The organism is Phenylobacterium sp., assembly GCF_036677185.1.
Classification (GTDB): Bacteria; Pseudomonadota; Alphaproteobacteria; order Caulobacterales; family Caulobacteraceae; genus Phenylobacterium.
In genome coordinates this window covers 33,463-50,022 of sequence record NZ_JAKFEN010000030.1, presented here as the reverse complement: position 1 = coordinate 50,022, position 16,560 = coordinate 33,463, and the positions used below count along the sequence as shown (strand labels likewise).

Sequence of the window (16,560 nt, the reverse complement as noted above, 5' to 3'; positions counted from 1 at the left end):
GCGGTCCTGGCCTGGGCCGCATGCTGTGTCCTGCCGCTGGCGCTCTCCCTGGCCGGCCTCGGCCTTGGCGCGACAGCTTGGATCGCGGGCCAACGGACCTGGCTGACCCTCGCGGCGGCAGCGGCCGTCGGCCTCGGCTGGTGGCTGACCTGGCGGCGCGCACGCGCCTGCTGGAAGGACGGGACCTGCCCGCCGCCATCGCAATTCACCATGGGCCTGTTGAACGCGGCCACGGCGCTGGTTCTGGCGGCGCTCGTCTGGCGGCCCGCGATCGAACCCTGGCTCCTCACCCTGTTGCGGGCGGCGCGAGGATGAGCGCCCTGCCGATCTTGAGCAGGTCGATTCTCACCTGCCCGCAGTGCGGCCATCGGGCGATCGAGTCCATGCCGACCGACGCCTGCCAGTATTTCTACGATTGTCGTGGGTGCGGGGCGGTCCTGAAGCCGAAGGCCGGCGACTGCTGCGTGTTCTGCTCCTACGGCGATGTCGTCTGCCCGCCTGTCCAGGAGGCGGGAAAGACCTGCTGTAGCTGAAACGCCGCGACGTCACGAGGCGTCGGTCATCGCCTCTCCATGGGCCGTTCTCTGGAGCTTCGGCCCTGAGCAGCTCGCGGGCGACCGCAGCCGCTCGAGGGCGACCGACGCGTGGCCGCGTCCAGCCGCGGGCCCTGGTCGAGGCGTCGTTGGACGCTGATGACCATGACCAGACCGTTGAGCACCGCCACGCCGGAGAGCGCGATATAGCCGACGGCGGCGCGCTCGACCCGGTGAACCGGTGAAGAGGTCTCACACTTGAAAGCGCCGCGCCTGCGGCGCGGCGGACCTTGGCGTCGCTAGGCTTCCTCAGAAGGAGAGGGAAGGGGCTCCGCCCCTCGCGCCGGCCAGGGTGAAGCGGCGCCTGCGCCGCCGCGCGGGCGGTGTCCCCGACCTTCCGCGCGGCCACAGCCCGCGCGCCATCCCGATTGCGAGCTTGTGCAGGCCGGGCGATCCCCCTCCGCCCGCTCGCCCTGGCCTCTGCTACCCCCGGTCTCGCCGACGGGCAGGGCCGCAGGCGCGCCTTGCGCCTGCAACCCTGACCCCAAAGGAGGTCGTCATGACCGTCGAAACCGATATCGAAATCGTCTCGGGCGCCGAGATCGAAATCCCGCTCAATAAACTCAAGAAGTCGCCGAGGAACGCGCGCAAGGTCCCCCATGCCCAAGCCGCCATTGAGGCCTTGGCCGCCAGCATCGGCGCCAAGAAGATGCTGCAGAAGCCCGTGGTGGAGCCCGAGCGCGACGCCGAGGGCGGGCTCACCGGCTCCTGGCTGGTCACCATCGGGGAGGGACGGCGGTTGGCGCTTCGCCTCCTGGCGCAGCGCAAGCAGATCAAGAAAACCCATCCGGTGCTCTGCACGGTCGACACCGAGTTCGATCCCCAGGAGATCAGCCTGGACGAAAACGTCACCCGCTCCGCCATGCACCCCGCCGACCAGTTCGAGGCCTTCCGCGATCAGGCCGAGCGCCGAGGCCTCGGCGCCGAAGAGATCGGCGCCCGGTTCGGGGTCTCGGCCCAGATCGTCCGCCAACGCCTGCGGTTGGGCGCGGTCAGTCCCAAGCTGATGGCCGTCTATCGCGAGGACGGCCTGACCCTGGACCAATTGATGGCCTTCGCGGTCAGCGAGGACCACGAGCGCCAGGAGCAGGTCTTCGAGAGCCTGTCCTACAACCGCTCGGCCAACTTCATCCGCCGGGCCATGACCGAGGCCAAGGTCGAAGCCCATGACCGGCGCGCGGTCTTCGTCGGCATCGAAGCCTATGCCGAGGCGGGTGGAGCGATCCTGCGCGACCTCTTCACGGAGGACGGCGGCGGCTGGCTGGAAGATGTCGTGCTGCTGGAACGGCTCGCCCACGAAAAACTCTCGGCGATGGCCCTCGACGTCCGCGACCGCGAAGGCTGGAAGTGGGCGGAAGCCCACCTGGACTATCCCTCAGGCCACGGCCTGGCGCGCGTCTACCCGCACAAGGTCGAACGCACCCCCGAGCAGCAGGGGCTGATCGACGCCATCTGCGCCGAGTATGACGCCCTGACCGAACAATACGCCGACGTCGAAGACCTGCCGCCGGACATCGAGGCGCGGCTGAAGGAGATCGACACGGCCCTGGAGGCCTTGGGCGACGGCTACGCCTATGACCCCGACGAGCTGGCGCGTGGCGGCGTGTTCGTGATCCTGAACCACGACGGGACGCCGCGCGTCGAACGCGGCCTGGTCCGCGCCGAGGACCTGGCCCCCGAGCCCGACCCCGACGCCGTCGAGCCGAGCCAAGACGCGCCCGACCCATCGCCGGGAGACGCCGCCGAGCCCGAACCGCCGGTCGAGGAAGACGCGCCGGAGGACGAACTGGCGCCGCTCTCCGACCGGCTGGTCGCCGAGCTGAGCGCCTACCGGACGGCGAGCCTGCGCGACGCCCTGGCCGAGAACCCAGAGATCGCCCTGCTCGGCGTCGTCCACGCCTTGGCCTTGCGGGTCTTCTATCCAGGCGCCGTGGCCACCTGCCTGGATATCCGCGCCGGCTCGCGGTATCTCGTCCAGGACGCGCCCGGCATCGAGGACGCTCCGGCTTGTCGCCGCATCGACGCGCGGCACGAGGCCTGGGCGCGTCAGCTTCCGGTCGCACCCGAGGCGGTCTGGGCCTTCGTGCTCGGGCTCGACACCGACAGCCGCATGGCGCTGTTCGCCCACTGCGTGGGCTTCACCGCCGACGCCGTCCAGGCCTTCCCGCGCCGCCCGCAAGCCCAGGCCCAGGCCGACGATCTGGCGACGCGGCTGTCGCTGGACATGGCCCGAGACTGGACCGCGACCGCGCGCAGCTACCTCGGCCGCGTCACCAAGGGCCGGGTGCTGGAGGCTGTGTCGGAGGCCGCTGGGGAAGACGCCGCCGCGCGCCTCAAGACCCTGCGCAAGACCGAGATGGTCGAGGCCGCCGAGCCCCTGATCGCCGGGACCGATTGGCTGCCGCCGCTGCTGCGCAGGGCGTCCGCCGTGCCGCCGGACGCCGAAAACTCCGCGCCGGTCGAGGTCGCCGCGTGACGTTGTGAGCGGAAGGACGCGCGCTCTTTCGGGCGCGCGTCCCTCACCTGCGGATCAGCCGCGTGTTCCCGCACGCGGTTGATCCGTGTTCGTCTCCACTGCGAGCTCGGCGTCGCGTTCGGCTTCGCCAAACGGCGCCTGGGCTTGCGGATGCCAGCGGACCTTCGGCGCGCGTTCGACCTGGGCGGCGTCGGGCAGGCGCGCCTCGTGTTCGGCCAGATGGACGAGCAAGGCGTTGAGGCCCTGACCGAGGGCCCAGGCCCAGCGGGGGTGGTCGGGCGCAGCGGCGCGGTTGATCGCCTCGCAGAGTTCGAAGTGCAGGATCGTATAGCCGCCGTCCGCGTCGTGGCGGGCGAGGGCGGCGAGGCCGGGCGCGCGGATGAAGCGGCCGTCGTGGTGCGACACGGCGAAAAACGGCACGCCGTCGATGATGATGGGGTCCTGCATGAGCGCCTCCGTCTTGGAACATAAGCAGAACTTTGGCGTCCTGGGGAGTCCCGAAATCCGTGGCGGCCGACACATGGGCGACCTTGTCCACAGCTTCCGAAGAGGTCGCGAAAGCGGCTTGAAAGGCACGAGGGCCTGCGCCGCCGCGGAGCCATCGTCTTGCTGAAGGCGTCGAGGCGGCCAGGGCGCGCGGCCGTCGTCGCGCGGATCGGCCCAGGCGGTCTCTCGTGGCGTGATCTGGCCGATGGGTGCGGGCTGAGGCCCCGATCGCCCTCCGCAACGGCGGCGGGCGGCTTCTTTCCCCTGCCGCGCTTCGCGCGCCATTCCTCGCGAGGCAAACAAGCCGCCCGCCGCCGTCCTTCACTGACGCTGCGGGCCGTGCCGGCTGCGGGGTCGCTCGCCCCTCGGCCTGGGGATCGCCATCGAGGCCGCGATGGTCGCGGACCGATGACAACAGGAGACTTCCCCATGGCCACCATCGGCACCTTCAGCAAGCAAGCCGACGGCTCCTACAGCGGCGCCATCAAGACCCTCACCCTCAACGTCAAGCAGGCCCAACTCCGCGCCTCGGAGAAGGAAAACGACAAGGCCCCGGACTACCGCATCTTCGCCGGCGCGACCGAGTTCGGGGCCGCCTGGAAGAAGACGTCCCGCGAAAACCGCGACTACCTCTCCGTCAAGCTGGACGACCCCAGCTTCCCCGCGCCGATCTACGCCTCCCTGGTCGACGCCGACGAAGGCTACGCCCTGATCTGGTCGCGCAGCCGCGCCGCCGACTGACGCCCCGCCGCCGCCCCGCCGCGCGGGGCGGCGGTCCTTCCTCACAATTCGAACGCTCAAGGAGGCCGCCATGTCGCGCCCCGACCCCAAAACACGTCCCGACCTCTACGCCCGTGTCACCAACGCCATCATCGCCGATCTCGAACGTGGCGTGCGCACCTGGACCAAGCCCTGGTCCGCCGAACACCTCGCCGGCCGCGTCAGCCGGCCGCTCCGTCACAACGGCCAGCCCTACAGCGGCGTCAACGTCATCCTGCTCTGGTCGGAGGCCGTAGCCCGCGGCTTGTCCGCCCCGATCTGGATGACCTTCCGCCAGGCGCTGGAGCTCGGCGCCCATGTCCGCAAGGGCGAGACGGGCTCCACGGTGGTCTACGCCAACCGGCTGAAGCGCACCGAGACCGACGGCGAGGGCCACGACGTCGAGCGCGAGATCCCGTTCCTGAAGGCCTACACGGTGTTCAACGTCGAGCAGATCGACGGCCTGCCTGAGCCTTTCCACGCCCTCGCCGCGCCCAAGCTCGATCCCCTCCAGCCGATCGCCCACGCCGAGGCCTTCTTCGCCGCCACCGGCGCCGACATCCGCCACGGCGGCGACGGCGCCTATTACGCTCTGCACGCCGACCACGTGCAGTCGCCGCCCTTCGAGAGCTTCATCGATCCGGAGAGCTACTACGCGACGCTGGCGCACGAATGCACCCATTGGACGGGCCATCCCACGCGCCTCGACCGCGACTTCGGCCGCAAGCGTTGGGGCGACGAGGGCTATGCCCGCGAGGAGCTGGTGGCGGAGCTGGGCGCGGCCTTCCTTTGCGCCGATCTCGGCTTGGAGCTGACCCCCCGCGAGGACCACGCGGCCTATCTCGACCACTGGCTGGGCGTCCTGAAGGGCGACAAGCGCTTCATCTTCACCGCCGCGGCGCACGCCCAGCGCGCGGCCGACTTCCTGCAGGGCTTGCAGCCGACGGGAAGCCAGCCCTAGCCTGGCCGGTCCGCGCCGTACGGCGGCGCGGACCGGCTCTGCTCGGTCGGGTGGCGAAACAGCCAGCGTCGGTCTTCGCCATCCACCGGCTGATTCGCGCTCCGACAGGCTGTCCGGGTTCGCGCCGCAGATCGCCGCGGCGACCAGCAGAAACCCAGGAGCCCGCAGATGACCGACATCTCTCCCGCCATGCCGCCGCGCATGCTTCGCACCCCAGAAGCCGCCCGTTTCCTCGGCCTCTCGGGCCGGACCCTCGAAAAGCATCGCACCTACGGAACCGGCCCCAGCTACAAGAAGATCGGCGGCCGCGTGGTCTATGCCGTGGGCGACCTGCAGACCTGGGCCGACCGGGGCGCGCGCACCTCGACCAGCGAACCGGGGGTGGGCGTCGTCCATCCGGCGCGCCGGCCGCGCGAGGCCGGCACCTGGAACCGCGGCTGAGCGCCATGTCGCCGACAGCCGGGGAACGCCCGTCGCACCTGACTTATGTCGATCTGGTCTGGGTCGAGGCGCGGATCCAGCACTGGATCCGTTTCGGTCAGATCGCCGCCGACCAGGTCCTCGACCGGCGGCGGCGGCGGGTCGGCTTCGCGCCGGGGTCCGTCTTCGCCTTCGTCCGCTGGATCGTCAATGAGATCGGGACCGGCGCCTCCCGGCTCGACGTCCTGCGCGCCGTCGGGCCGGGCTGGCCCTGTTCGACCGTGCCTGGCGTGGTTTCCGGCGGTGACTCACTGCTGCGGGTCGCCGGCTGGCCGCGCGTGCGCCAGGCGCTGGCGGCCATAGACGCGGTGGAGGCGCTGGGCCTCGATCCCGCCCTCGCCGCGCCGGACCACTGGCGCCATGTCCACAATCGTCTCAGCGGTCGCAGCCATGCGTGGGCCTATACCCTGGCGCGCCATCGCGCCTGGCGGCTGCGGCGGGCGCTCGACGCATGACCCGCCGCCCCATCATCGCAGCGTTCGGCCTCCTGGGCCTGGTCGCGCTCGGCGCGCCCCGCCTCATGGGCGGTCCGCCCAGCCTGATCTGGAACACCACGGCCAGTGCGCCCGAAGGTCTCTATCGGCTGCGCCCATCGCAGGCGCTCCACGCCGGCGACCTCGTCGCGGTCCGGCCGCCCGAGCCTCTCGCCGCCTGGCTCGCCCAGCGCAACGCCCTGCCGCCAGGCGTGTTGCTCATCAAGCGTGTCGCGGCGCTCGCGCCCAGCATGGTCTGCCGGCGCGAGGCGCAGGTCACCATCGACGGCGCGCTTGCGGCCCGCGCCAGCCTCGCCGACCGGCAGGGCCGCCCGCTGCCGAGCTGGCGCGGATGCCGACGGCTTGGCCAAGGTGATGTCTTCCTCCTCAACACCGCCGCCGGATCGCTCGACGGACGCTATTTCGGCCCGCTGAAGCGCGACGCGGTCGTGGGCCGCGTGACGCCGCTCTGGCTCTCGAAGGTCTCGGCTGATGGCGCCTGACCTTCACTTCGACCCTGCGCCTTTGTTCGACCGAACTAGGGATGGCCGCGCCTTCGTTCCGACCAAGCTCCGCAGGGCCGGCGCGCGGAGCGGCGGTCCAGGGCGGTCGGCAGGCCAGCGCGTCAGCGCCTTGCTCTGGAGGGCCGTGAGCCCGCCGGCAGGCTGGCGTTGGCTCGGGATGGTTATCCTGACCAGCGCCCTCACCGCGGCCGGCGACCTCGCACGCGCGCAAACAGCTCCAGCCGACCGCGGTGAACTGGTGGCGGAAGCCGCCGCCAGGTTCGCCTTGCCCCCGCGGTGGATCACGGCGGTCATGCGCGCCGAGAGCGGGTTGGATGCGGCGGCCGTGTCGTCCGCCGGGGCCATGGGTCTCATGCAGGTCATGCCGAAGACCTATGCGGAGCTGCGGCTTCGCTACGGGTTGGGCGCCGACCCGTTCCATCCCCGCGACAACATCCTGGCCGGCGCGGCCTACCTGCGGGAGATGTACGACCGCTTCGGCGCGCCGGGGTTCCTCGCCGCCTACAACGCCGGCCCCAAACGCTATGCCCAGCATCTCGACCACGGCCGGCCGCTGCCCCTGGAGACCCGCCGATATGTGGCCGCCCTGGCGCCGGCCATCACTGAGGTCGTCGGGCCCATCGCCGCCGCGCCGCCGTCGGCGCGCCCAACCCCGCCCTCGGTGTTCGTGCGCTTGGACCCCGCGCGGGACCCGGGGGTCGGGGCGCCATCGCTCTTCGTCACGCTCACCGCTCGGGAGATGAGGCCATGAGCCTTTGCGAATCCGGAGGCTCGCCGTCGCACGCCATCGCGCGATCGGCGGCGAGCGGGCAGGTCTCTCTCCAAGCGAGGGTGCGATGGCAAGATAAAAGCCGCGATGTGCGGCGATGGTCGGGGGTGAAGAAGTCAAGAAATAACAATCATCTGTCGCGATGTGCGAAAGCAGCGTCCAGGCTGCGGACGCGCTGGAACGCCCGTGCGCCTTGGGATCGCCGCACCTCGCGCCAGGCGCGCCGGTCATGACCCAGGACGAGTTCGAGCTTCGGCCCGGGCGGATCCGCAGCCGGGGCGCGGGCGGGCCGAAGTCCTTCGTCGGCGAGGCCCTGGCCGCCGCCCAGCGCGCGGGCGGATTGCACGGGAGCGCGCCGAGCCGCAAGAGCGTGTTCGGCCGAGGCCGCGCCTCGGGCCTGGCCGCCAGCCGCGGGCTCGGCGCCCGCGCCCGGCAGGTGGTGATCAAGGCCCGGGTGGTGCGGCAGACGAAGGGCCGCGCGCCGCTGTCGCTGCACCTGAAATATCTGCAGCGGGAGGGCGTGACCCTGGACGGCGAGCGCGGCCAGATGTTCGCCGCCGAGCGGGACATGGCCGACGCCGCGGCGTTCGCCGAGACGACCGCCGATGACCGCCATCATTTCCGGTTTATCGTCTCGCCCGAGGACGCCGAACAGCTTTCCGATCTGCGGGCCTTCACCCGCGACCTGATGCGTCAGGCCGAGCGCGACCTGGGGACACGCCTGGACTGGGTGGCGGTCGACCACTGGAACACCGGCCAGCCGCATGTGCACGTCATCGTCCGGGGGCGCGACGAGGCCGGGGCCGACCTGGTGATCTCTCGCGACTACATCGCCGAGGGCCTGCGGGCCCGGGCCCGCGAGCTGGCGACCCTTGAGCTTGGTCCGCGCAGCGACCTGGAGATTCGCCGCCGGCTCGACCAGCAGGTGAAGGCTGATCGCTGGACCGATCTCGACCGTCGCTCGGCGCGGTTGGCCCGCGACCCTGACGGTCTGATCGACATGCGTCCCCCGGCGAGAGACCGGCCCACCGCAGACCATGTCCCGCGGCAAGCCCGCCTGCGCCGACTGGAGCGGATGGGGCTGGCCCAAGAGGTCCGGCCCGGTCGCTGGCGGCTGGCGCCCGACGCCGAGCCGGTCCTGCGCGCGCTCGGCCAGCGCGGCGACGTCATCGCGCGCATGCACCGCGCGCTCACCGGCCAGGGGATCGCCGCCGACGCCACGCGCTTCGTGGTCGACGGCGAACAGCCCGTGGTCGGCCGCTTGGTGGGGCGGGGCCTCGACGACGAACTCAAGGCCAGCGCCTACGCCGTGGTCGATGGCGCCGACGGGCGAACCCATCACGTCCGTCTGCAAGACCTGGCCGACGCCTCGGATGCGCCGCTGGGCGCCGTCGTCGAGGTCCGCGCGGTGGGCGATCGCGGCCGACGGATCCTGGCGGTGCGTTCGGACCTCGCCCTCGAGGAGCAGACAAGCGCGCCGGGCGCCACTTGGCTTGATCGCCAGCTGGTCGGCCGCGCGCCCGTGGAGACCGGTCAGGGCGGGTTCGGGGCCGAGGTCGAGCAGGCCATGGCCAAGCGCACCGAGCACCTGATCGGCGAGGGGCTGGCCCGGCGCGTGGGCCAGCGGGTGAGCTTCGCCAGCGGCCTGCTCGAGACCTTGCGGGCGCGGGAGCTCGCGGAGGCCATATCGCGGGTCGTGGCCGAAACGGGCCTCGATCCTGTACGCCCGGGGGAGGGCGACACCGTCTCCGGCCTCTACCGGCGGCGGCTGGACCTGGCCTCGGGACGGTTCGCGGTGATCGAGGGGAGCCTCGGATTTGCGCTCGTCCCCTGGCGCGCCGACCTCGAGCGACAGCGCGGGCGTCAGGTGGAGGGGCTCATGACGCCCAACGGCGGTGTGGATTGGACCCCGGGTCGCCAGCGCGGCCCCGAGCGATGAGGAGACCGTCATGTCCGGCACCAAGGTGATGTGGGGGCAGCTCGGGGTGGTCTTCGCCCTGGTGCTGGCGGCGGTCTGGGCCGCCACCCAGTGGACCGCGTTCCGGCTCGGGTTCCAGCCGCAACTCGGCGCGCCCTGGCTGGTGATCGAGGGATGGCCGATCTATCCGCCGCCGGCCTTCTTCTGGTGGTGGTTCGCCTTCGACGCCTATGCGCCGGAAATCTTCCTGGAGGGCGCGGCCGTCGCCGTCTCCGGGGCGATGATCGCGATCCTCGTGGCCTTGGCGATGTCGATCTGGCGGGCCCGGGAGGCGCGCAACGTCACCACCTACGGATCGGCCCGTTGGGCGAGGCCCCGGGAGGTGCGCCGGGCGGGCCTGATGGGCGACCGCGGCGTGATGCTCGGCGAATTCCGCGGCGACTATCTGCGCCACGACGGCCCGGAGCACGTCCTGTGCTTCGCGCCGACCCGAAGCGGCAAGGGCGTCGGCCTGGTGGTCCCGAGCCTGCTCACCTGGCCGGGCTCGGTGATCGTCCACGACATCAAGGGCGAGAACTGGACCCTGACCTCGGCCTGCCGCGCCCGCGTCGGCCGGGTGCTGTTGTTCGATCCCACCAACCCGGAAAGCGCGGCCTACAATCCGCTGCTGGAGGTCCGCCGCGGCGAGCGGGAGGTGCGCGACGTCCAGAACATCGCCGACATCCTGGTGGATCCGGAGGGCGCGCTCGAGCGGCGCTCGCACTGGGAGAAGACCAGCCATTCCCTGCTGGTGGGGGCGATCCTCCACGTCCTCTATGCCGGTCAGGACAAGACCTTGGCCGGTGTGGCGGCCTTCCTCTCCGATCCCGGGCGGCCGATAGAGCGGAGCCTGCGCGCGATGCTGACCACCCCGCACCTGGGCGATCGGCCCCACCCGGTCGTGGCTTCGGCCGCCCGGGAGCTGCTGAACAAGAGCGAGAACGAGCGCTCCGGCGTGCTCTCCACGGCCATGTCCTTCCTCGGTCTCTACCGCGATCCTGTGGTGGCCCAGGTGACCCGGCGCTGCGATTGGCGGATCAGCGACCTGGTGGAGGGCGCGGCGCCCGCCAGCCTCTACCTGGTGGTGCCGCCGTCCGACATCAGCCGGACCAAGCCGCTCGTGCGGCTGCTGCTCAATCAGATCGGCCGGCGGCTGACCGAGGACCTGGGCGCACGGGCCAAGCGTCACCGGCTGTTGCTGATGCTCGACGAGTTCCCGGCGCTGGGCCGCCTCGATTTCTTCGAGAGCGCGCTGGCCTTCATGGCCGGCTACGGGCTGAAGGCGGTGTTGATCGCCCAGTCGCTCAACCAGATCGAGAAGGCCTACGGCCCCAACAACGCCATCCTCGACAACTGCCACGTCCGGGTCTGTTTCGCGACCAACGACGAGCGCACCGCCAAACGGGTCTCCGACGCGCTCGGCACCGCCACCGAACTGCGGGCGATGAAGAACTATGCGGGCCATCGCCTGTCGCCCTGGCTGGGCCATCTGATGGTCTCGCGCCAGGAGACGGCCCGACCGCTGCTGACGCCCGGCGAGGTGATGCAGCTTCCGGCCGGGGAGGAACTGGTGCTGCTCTCCGGAACTCCGCCGATCCGGGCGCGGAAGGTCCGCTACTTCAAGGACCCGCGTCTGCAAGCGCGGGTCGGCGCCGCCGCTGGTTCGGCCCCCGGCCCGTCGCCCCCCGACGACTGGTCTGGCCGGCCGCCGCTCGAACCTGCGCGCGAGACGGAGCATTTCGGTTCGGGGCCGAGCGGGGAGGGCGGCCTGCGTCGGGAGCCTGAACCCCTGTTGGAGGACGTGGTCGAGCCGGCGGCGTCCGCCCAGCGGGAGTTCGACTTCCTGGACGAGCCGGAGACCGGCGACGAGGACCAGGGGGCGCGCGAACTCCAGCGGCGCTTTCGCGGCGTGGCCCGACAGGCGGCGCTCGATCCCGACGACGGAGTCGAGCTGTGAGCGCGAAATCGAGGCTGTCGGTCTATCTCGAGCCGAAGCTGCTTCGAGAGCTCGAGGCCTTCGCCGATCAGCGCGGCAAGTCCAAGTCCTTGGTCGCGGAAGCTGCGATCGCGTCCTTCCTGGCGCCGGACGCCGCCGAGCGACAGGAGGCGGCGATCACACGGCGGCTGGACCAGCACACGCGCACCGTCGAGCGCCTGCAGCGCAACCTCGGCATCTCGATCGAGATGTTGGCCCTGTTCGTCCGGTTTTGGCTGACCACGACACCGCAGATCCCCGACGCCCAGCAAGCCGCGGCGCGCGCCAAGGGGCAGGAACGCTACGACGGGTTTGTCAGTGCGTTGGGCCGGAGGCTGGCGAAGGGCGCGAGCTTCATGCGGGAGATTTCTGAAAATCTCCCATGACCGCTGTGGGCTCCTAGCGACGTTCGGAAGGTCTGCTGTGCGGCAGAGCGCCTAGCGCGGCCCTCAACGTGAAGTCCTGACTCGAAGGCGAAGCTCAGAAGGTCCGCTCCTCGCACAACGTCATCGGGAATTGTCGGCCATGGCCCCATGCCGCGAGTGTGGATGGACGTCCCCGTTACGGCAACGCTCGGTCGGCCACGCCAAAGGCGCAGTCGACGGCATAATCGTGTGGGAGTATGGCGGACGCCGCGTCATCTTTGATTACTGCGCTCTGCTTAAGAGTTGATCCACGGCGGTTTCTAGTGTCCGCTCGAGAACGTTCGCGTCAGAGCATCGATAAGGCGAGGAGACCGGCCTGACCCAGTTCGAGTTCGCCTCGGTCTTCGCATCGATCCTATACGGTCTGGGCATCGCCCATCTGTTCACGAACGCGATTCAGCAATTCTATCGAAAGCGCCTCGAATTTCTGCAGATCGCCTACGCCGTGCTGACGTTCCAGGTTATGCTGGTGTCGTGGTGGGGCTTGTTCATCTTCAGCGACGTCGAGACGTGGACGTTCGAACAGTTCTTCGTTCTGGTGGCGCAGAGCGTGGCCTTTTTCGGCATGTGCGTCGCGTTGTTTCCGCCGGTCGACGACGCCGACAACACGTTCGAGTCGCACCGGCGTCCGTTCTTGCTGCTCCTGACCTTGTCGGCCGTGTTGGACGCGGTTCAAGCCGCTCAGTTTGGCAAGCTGTTCTCGCCCTTCCTTTACCCGCTCTTCATCGTGCAACTGCCCGCGTTGGCGCTGCTCGCCATGTGGATTAGGAGCCACAGGTTTCAGATCGTCGTCGCGGTGTACCTGTCGCTCGCGGTGGCCTTCTGGGCCTTCCTCGGACGGCACGTCGTCGGCTGATTTTGATCGAGGCGACACGGGAGCGCTGCGACATCCTGCGCAAGCCAACGTCGTCTATCTGGAGGAGATCCGCAACGCCAGCCTCTACGATGCGATCTGGCAGGCCTTCGCAGTGCTGCTCCCGGTCCGCACCGTCGGGGTGATGGGCGAGCGGAGTGGCCGCTCCGTTCCAGGTCGTATGGTGCTGTCGGCCAGGGGCGCAATGCGCCGCAGTTCGGTGCGTCGGATCATCCGGGGCGTCTGAGAGATCGAAACGTGTCGGCTTTTCGATTTGGCGGTCATGTGGAGACGCCATCTTCACTACCCAAAATCGGGCGCGGCTGGAGGCCACGAGAGTTGTGATGGGGACGAGGTGTTTCCCGCGTCGGGGCGTTGGCTCGTCGCAATGCCCAGGAGCTCCCCGAGGCCGGGCCGGGCGATCATCCTTGGTAGATGCTGAGGAGCACGAAAAGTTGAGGTCGAAAACTCCCCTTAAAAAATCAAGAAGCCGACGCTTTGAAAGCGTCGTTACCGGCAATTGTACGATCGTGCGGCGATTTGATTTAACAATCAGGGAGTTAAGGGGTCGATTGACCATCGAGTGGGCGAGGTTGGCCTGCCGAAGACGCACGGCTATATCAGGCGCTCTGTGCGGGCGTGGCGGAATTGGTACACGCACTCGGTTTAGGTCCGAACGCTTTACGGCGGGGGAGTTCGAGTCCCTCCGTCCGCACCAGGCTCGGCGACGCCGAACGGCGGCGCCAGGTCGCGTCGAGCGGCGCGGCCCGACGAAGAGAACATGAGCGGTGGTCCGGAAGCACGTCTGAACGGACGGTCATCTGCCCAGCAGCGGACGTTGCGAACTTCCGGCGGGGATGGGACGCAGAACTTTGGCTCTCTCAGCGAGCAGCCGCCTGCAATAGCGCCGCTGTGAGTTCCTCCGGCCGGTCGAGCATGATGTCATGGCCGCAGGCGATCTCCCGCGTCGACCAGCCTCGCGCCTTGGCGCTCTCGTAGAAGCCGGAGAACGGCGTCCCTTCCCAGCCCGCCGCATAGATGTAGTGGATCGACCCTACAGTGGGAGCGCTGTGGTCCAGGTGCAGCTTCTGCTGGAAGCTGGCCAGTGGCTGATCGGTGCATTGGGCGTCGACCCAGGCCCGGTCAGCGGCATTGACGTTGAACACCGCCGCCGGGATCGGCGGCACGCGCCAGCCGTCGCCGAGCGCCGCGGCGGCCTCCAACTGGGCCTGGCGATGTTCCGCCGGCAGGGTGTCGTGCAGGGACTGACCGTTCTCCAGCACGAAGGCGTCCAGGTAGACCAGCGCCGCGATCTTCTCGCTCATCCGATCCGCGACACCGCTGATCACGCAGCCCCCATAGGAGTGACCCACCAAGACAACGTCCGTCAGTTCCTCCCAGCGCATCAGGTTGGCGACATCGTCGATGTGCGTATGAAGGCCGACATCCCGCGACAGCAGGTGACGCCGCTCGCACAAGCCGGTCAGAGTCGGGGTGAAGACGGCGTGTCCCTGGGCGGTCAGCGCATCGCGCACCCGCTTCCAGCACCAGCTGCCGTGCCATGCTCCCGTGACCAATACGAAAGTCGCCATTCGCCAGCTCCCCCCACCGGGCCGACAGGCTAACACGGGTATGCCGCATGCCGCCAAGCTTGTTGGCGGCGATCTACCGGAAACACAGCTCATCTCGGACATTGAGCAGATCCGCAATTGGGCGATTGAAGGGCGGTGTAAACGAATGCGGCTTGACGGTCCCAGCCCGCCCTCACAGCGTCGCTTCAGGCGCAGCGAACGGGGTAGGGCCCCGTCCTGCGCTGGGGGATCGATCTTGCGGAAGGGAACCATTTCAAGCGGACTAAGGGCCGTCTGCGTCGCCCTCGCGGCGGTCCTGCTTGCTGGCGGTGGCGCGCTCGCGCAAGCTCCGGCCCGCGGCGCCAACGCGCACTACGCCTTCGTCTGGACCAGCGCGACCGGCCACGACGGCGAGGGGCGACCGGGCGTCGATTTCTTGGCTGTGATCGATGCCGACCCGGCGTCGCCCGCCTATGGGCGGCTGGTCACCGCCGTTGCGACGGACCAGGTCTCGATGAACGCCCACCACACCGAGTACGTCATGCCGGAAGGCGGCATGCTGTTCGCGAACGATCACAACGCCGGCCGATCCTTCCTGTTCGACCTCCGCATTCCGGAGCAGCCGAAGGTGGCGATGAGCTTTCGTGACGTCGCGGGGTTCTCTTCGCCCCACTCCTTCGCCCGGTTGCCCAACGGCAACGTCCTGGCGACATTCATGCACAGCGAAAGCCACGGCGCGGGCCACTCAGCCGATGGCCACCGCGTGGGCGGGTTGGTGGAACTGGGGGTCGATGGAACGCTTGTCCGGGCGGCGAGCGCCAAGGATCCGGCATTCCCGCACGCGGTCCTGATGCAATACGGCCTGGCCGTTCTGCCGGCGATCGACCGGGTGGTGTCGACCAACTCGTCCATGCGTTCGGTCGATCGCGACGGATCGACGTATCAGGTCTGGCGCCTGTCGGACCTGAAGCTTCTGTCGACACATCAATTCGATCCCGGGCCCCAGCTGGTCGGCCACACCGATCCGGAGGAGCCGCGGGTGGCGCCGGACGGCTCGGTCCTGGTCCAGACGCTGAGCTGCGGACTTCAGCGCATCACCGGCCTCGACACCGATCGCCCCCAAGCCAAGCTGGTGCATCAGTTTCCCGGAGGCGGCTGCGGCGTCCCGACGATCGTCGACAACTACCTGATCCAATCCGTTCCGAACATTCATGGGGTGGTCGTGCTGGACATCCGTCGCCCTGACCGGCCGGTCGAGGTCTCCCGCTTGAGCGTCAGCGACACGCTCAATGCGCACTGGACGGGCTGGGATGCCCGCACGGGCAGGCTGGCGCTCACTGGCTACCCGCCCGGCGACACGCGATTCTACCTGCTGAAGCTGGATCGTGAAACGGGACAGGTCGCGCTCGACCAAGCGTTCAAGGACAAGTCGGGAAAGCTGGGCTTCTCCTTCGAGCCGCGTTCGTGGCCACACGGATGGACAGGGGCGGCGGTCCCGCACGGGGTCGTCTTCTCGCGCTAACGTCCGCGCGCCGCCTGAGCCTGGCGCGGCGATTCGTCTTCTCGGCGCGGCGATGGCTGCTTGCGAAAAGCTGGAGCGAGCGGGGGATCATCGCTCTGAACCGTAGGCATTCGAACCGGGGCCTGAGCTATTCCGCGCCACGGTGAGGTTGCCCGAGGAAGCAGGCTCTAGGAGACGCGGAGCCGAATTTGGTCGCCGCCTCGGCGCTTTGGCTTGGCTGTAAGACGGCCTCCATGACTGCTAGTCGGTGGTCTGCGAGCCGCGCCGCTACTTCGCCCTGCGCACGGCGATCCCCGTCACTTCGAACCGGGCGTTCCCCAGCAGTTGATTCACGCCCAGGTAGGCGCGGGCGGGCATCGGGCCTTTGAAGTAGGTCCGATAGACGGCGTTGAAGGCCTCGTAGTCGGCGAGGTTGCTGGAGAAGACTTGCACCGACACCAGCTCGTCCATGGTAAGGCCTGCGGCCTCCACTAAGCCCTTGAAGTTGTCCATCACGCGTCGTGCGGACTCGGTCGGGGTGGCGCCGCCCCTATCGGTTATCCCTGCGACGTAGACCGTCTCCCCGGCCTTCACGGCCGCGCTGTAGGGAGCAGGGCTCCCATCCTGCAGGGGTGAGGCCGGGAAGTGGGTCACGGCCGTGTCGCCCGCCGAGGCGGCCAACGGCGCGAGCGTCAGACCCGCGGCTAGGATGATGGCTCTCAGCGTCATGGATGGTCCCCCGAGGATCGACGACAGC

At 69.4% G+C, this 16,560-nt stretch carries 17 protein-coding genes, 1 tRNA gene and 2 pseudogenes; 16 read left to right on the top strand and 4 right to left on the bottom strand.

From position 1 onward, the window contains the following. Both V6M51_RS18750 and V6M51_RS18745 read left to right on the top strand, forming a co-directional pair. On the top strand, positions 1-315 hold a 315-nt coding region (locus tag V6M51_RS18750), incomplete at its 5' end, for an MFS transporter permease (RefSeq protein ID WP_332769610.1). Beyond that, on the top strand, positions 312-533 hold the full coding sequence (locus V6M51_RS18745; protein ID WP_332769608.1) for a GDCCVxC domain-containing (seleno)protein: 222 nt from the start codon (positions 312-314) through the stop codon (positions 531-533). The genes V6M51_RS18750 and V6M51_RS18745, both read left to right, overlap by 4 nt. A 113-nt stretch (positions 534-646) precedes the next feature. On the opposite strand, the pseudogene V6M51_RS23945 reads toward V6M51_RS18745, so the two are convergent. Beyond that, positions 647-754: pseudogene (locus V6M51_RS23945) on the bottom strand (hypothetical protein); the annotation flags it as partial. A gap of 338 nt (positions 755-1,092) precedes the next feature. On the opposite strand from V6M51_RS23945, the gene V6M51_RS18740 reads away from it, so the two are divergent. Then, positions 1,093-3,069, top strand: coding sequence for a ParB/RepB/Spo0J family partition protein (locus V6M51_RS18740; RefSeq protein ID WP_332769606.1), 1,977 nt, complete (start codon positions 1,093-1,095; stop codon positions 3,067-3,069). Positions 3,070-3,123: 54 nt separating this feature from the next. On the opposite strand, the gene V6M51_RS18735 is transcribed toward V6M51_RS18740, so the two are convergent. After that, on the bottom strand, positions 3,124-3,516 hold the full coding sequence (locus V6M51_RS18735) for a hypothetical protein (RefSeq protein WP_332769604.1): 393 nt from the start codon (positions 3,514-3,516) through the stop codon (positions 3,124-3,126). Between the two features lie 468 nt (positions 3,517-3,984). Here V6M51_RS18735 and V6M51_RS18730 point away from each other — a divergent pair, with 468 nt between their 5' ends. The 12 genes and pseudogenes from V6M51_RS18730 (at position 3,985) to V6M51_RS18675 (ending at position 13,449) form a co-directional block, all read left to right on the top strand. Beyond that, the gene (locus V6M51_RS18730; RefSeq protein WP_332769602.1) at positions 3,985-4,296 is read left to right on the top strand and encodes a DUF736 domain-containing protein; all 312 of its coding nucleotides are present in this window, start codon (positions 3,985-3,987) and stop codon (positions 4,294-4,296) included. Between the two features lie 70 nt (positions 4,297-4,366). Next, positions 4,367-5,275, top strand: coding sequence for an ArdC family protein (locus tag V6M51_RS18725; RefSeq protein ID WP_332769600.1), 909 nt, complete (start codon positions 4,367-4,369; stop codon positions 5,273-5,275). Positions 5,276-5,443: 168 nt separating this feature from the next. Further along, entirely contained in the window at positions 5,444-5,716 is a 273-nt protein-coding gene (locus tag V6M51_RS18720; protein WP_332769598.1) for a helix-turn-helix transcriptional regulator, read from the top strand. A gap of 5 nt (positions 5,717-5,721) precedes the next feature. Then, on the top strand, positions 5,722-6,210 hold the full coding sequence (locus V6M51_RS18715) for a DUF2840 domain-containing protein (RefSeq protein ID WP_332769596.1): 489 nt from the start codon (positions 5,722-5,724) through the stop codon (positions 6,208-6,210). Further along, positions 6,207-6,731 (top strand): S26 family signal peptidase, encoded by a 525-nt coding sequence (locus V6M51_RS18710; protein WP_332769594.1) that lies wholly within the window; start codon positions 6,207-6,209, stop codon positions 6,729-6,731. Before V6M51_RS18715 ends, V6M51_RS18710 begins: the two co-directional genes overlap by 4 nt. Positions 6,732-6,876: 145 nt before the next feature. Beyond that, positions 6,877-7,503 (top strand): lytic transglycosylase domain-containing protein, encoded by a 627-nt coding sequence (locus V6M51_RS18705; protein ID WP_332769592.1) that lies wholly within the window; start codon positions 6,877-6,879, stop codon positions 7,501-7,503. Positions 7,504-7,750: 247 nt separating this feature from the next. Continuing rightward, positions 7,751-9,460 carry a relaxase/mobilization nuclease domain-containing protein gene (locus V6M51_RS18700; RefSeq protein WP_332769590.1) on the top strand — a complete coding sequence of 570 codons (1,710 nt, stop codon included), beginning with the start codon at positions 7,751-7,753 and terminating at the stop codon, positions 9,458-9,460. 10 nt (positions 9,461-9,470) lie between these two features. Further along, entirely contained in the window at positions 9,471-11,435 is a 1,965-nt protein-coding gene (locus V6M51_RS18695; protein ID WP_332769588.1) for a conjugal transfer protein TraG, read from the top strand. Then, positions 11,432-11,839 (top strand): CopG family transcriptional regulator, encoded by a 408-nt coding sequence (locus V6M51_RS18690; RefSeq protein WP_332769586.1) that lies wholly within the window; start codon positions 11,432-11,434, stop codon positions 11,837-11,839. The genes V6M51_RS18695 and V6M51_RS18690 overlap by 4 nt, the downstream gene beginning before the upstream one ends. A gap of 484 nt (positions 11,840-12,323) precedes the next feature. Continuing rightward, the gene (locus tag V6M51_RS18685) at positions 12,324-12,734 is read left to right on the top strand and encodes a hypothetical protein (protein WP_332769613.1); all 411 of its coding nucleotides are present in this window, start codon (positions 12,324-12,326) and stop codon (positions 12,732-12,734) included. A gap of 43 nt (positions 12,735-12,777) precedes the next feature. Next, positions 12,778-12,885, top strand: a pseudogene (locus V6M51_RS23940) (GMP synthase (glutamine-hydrolyzing)); the annotation flags it as partial. Between the two features lie 479 nt (positions 12,886-13,364). Next, positions 13,365-13,449: transfer RNA gene (locus tag V6M51_RS18675), tRNA-Leu, on the top strand. A gap of 163 nt (positions 13,450-13,612) precedes the next feature. On the opposite strand, the gene V6M51_RS18670 is transcribed toward V6M51_RS18675, so the two are convergent. Further along, a complete protein-coding gene (locus tag V6M51_RS18670) occupies positions 13,613-14,323 on the bottom strand; it encodes an alpha/beta fold hydrolase (protein WP_332769584.1) in 711 nt (236 codons plus the stop codon). Between the two features lie 235 nt (positions 14,324-14,558). On the opposite strand from V6M51_RS18670, the gene V6M51_RS18665 reads away from it, so the two are divergent. Continuing rightward, positions 14,559-15,824, top strand: coding sequence for a hypothetical protein (locus tag V6M51_RS18665; protein ID WP_332769583.1), 1,266 nt, complete (start codon positions 14,559-14,561; stop codon positions 15,822-15,824). Positions 15,825-16,091: 267 nt separating this feature from the next. On the opposite strand, the gene V6M51_RS18660 is transcribed toward V6M51_RS18665, so the two are convergent. Beyond that, positions 16,092-16,532 carry a RidA family protein gene (locus V6M51_RS18660; RefSeq protein ID WP_332769581.1) on the bottom strand — a complete coding sequence of 147 codons (441 nt, stop codon included), beginning with the start codon at positions 16,530-16,532 and terminating at the stop codon, positions 16,092-16,094. Between the last annotated feature and the right edge of the window lie 28 nt (positions 16,533-16,560).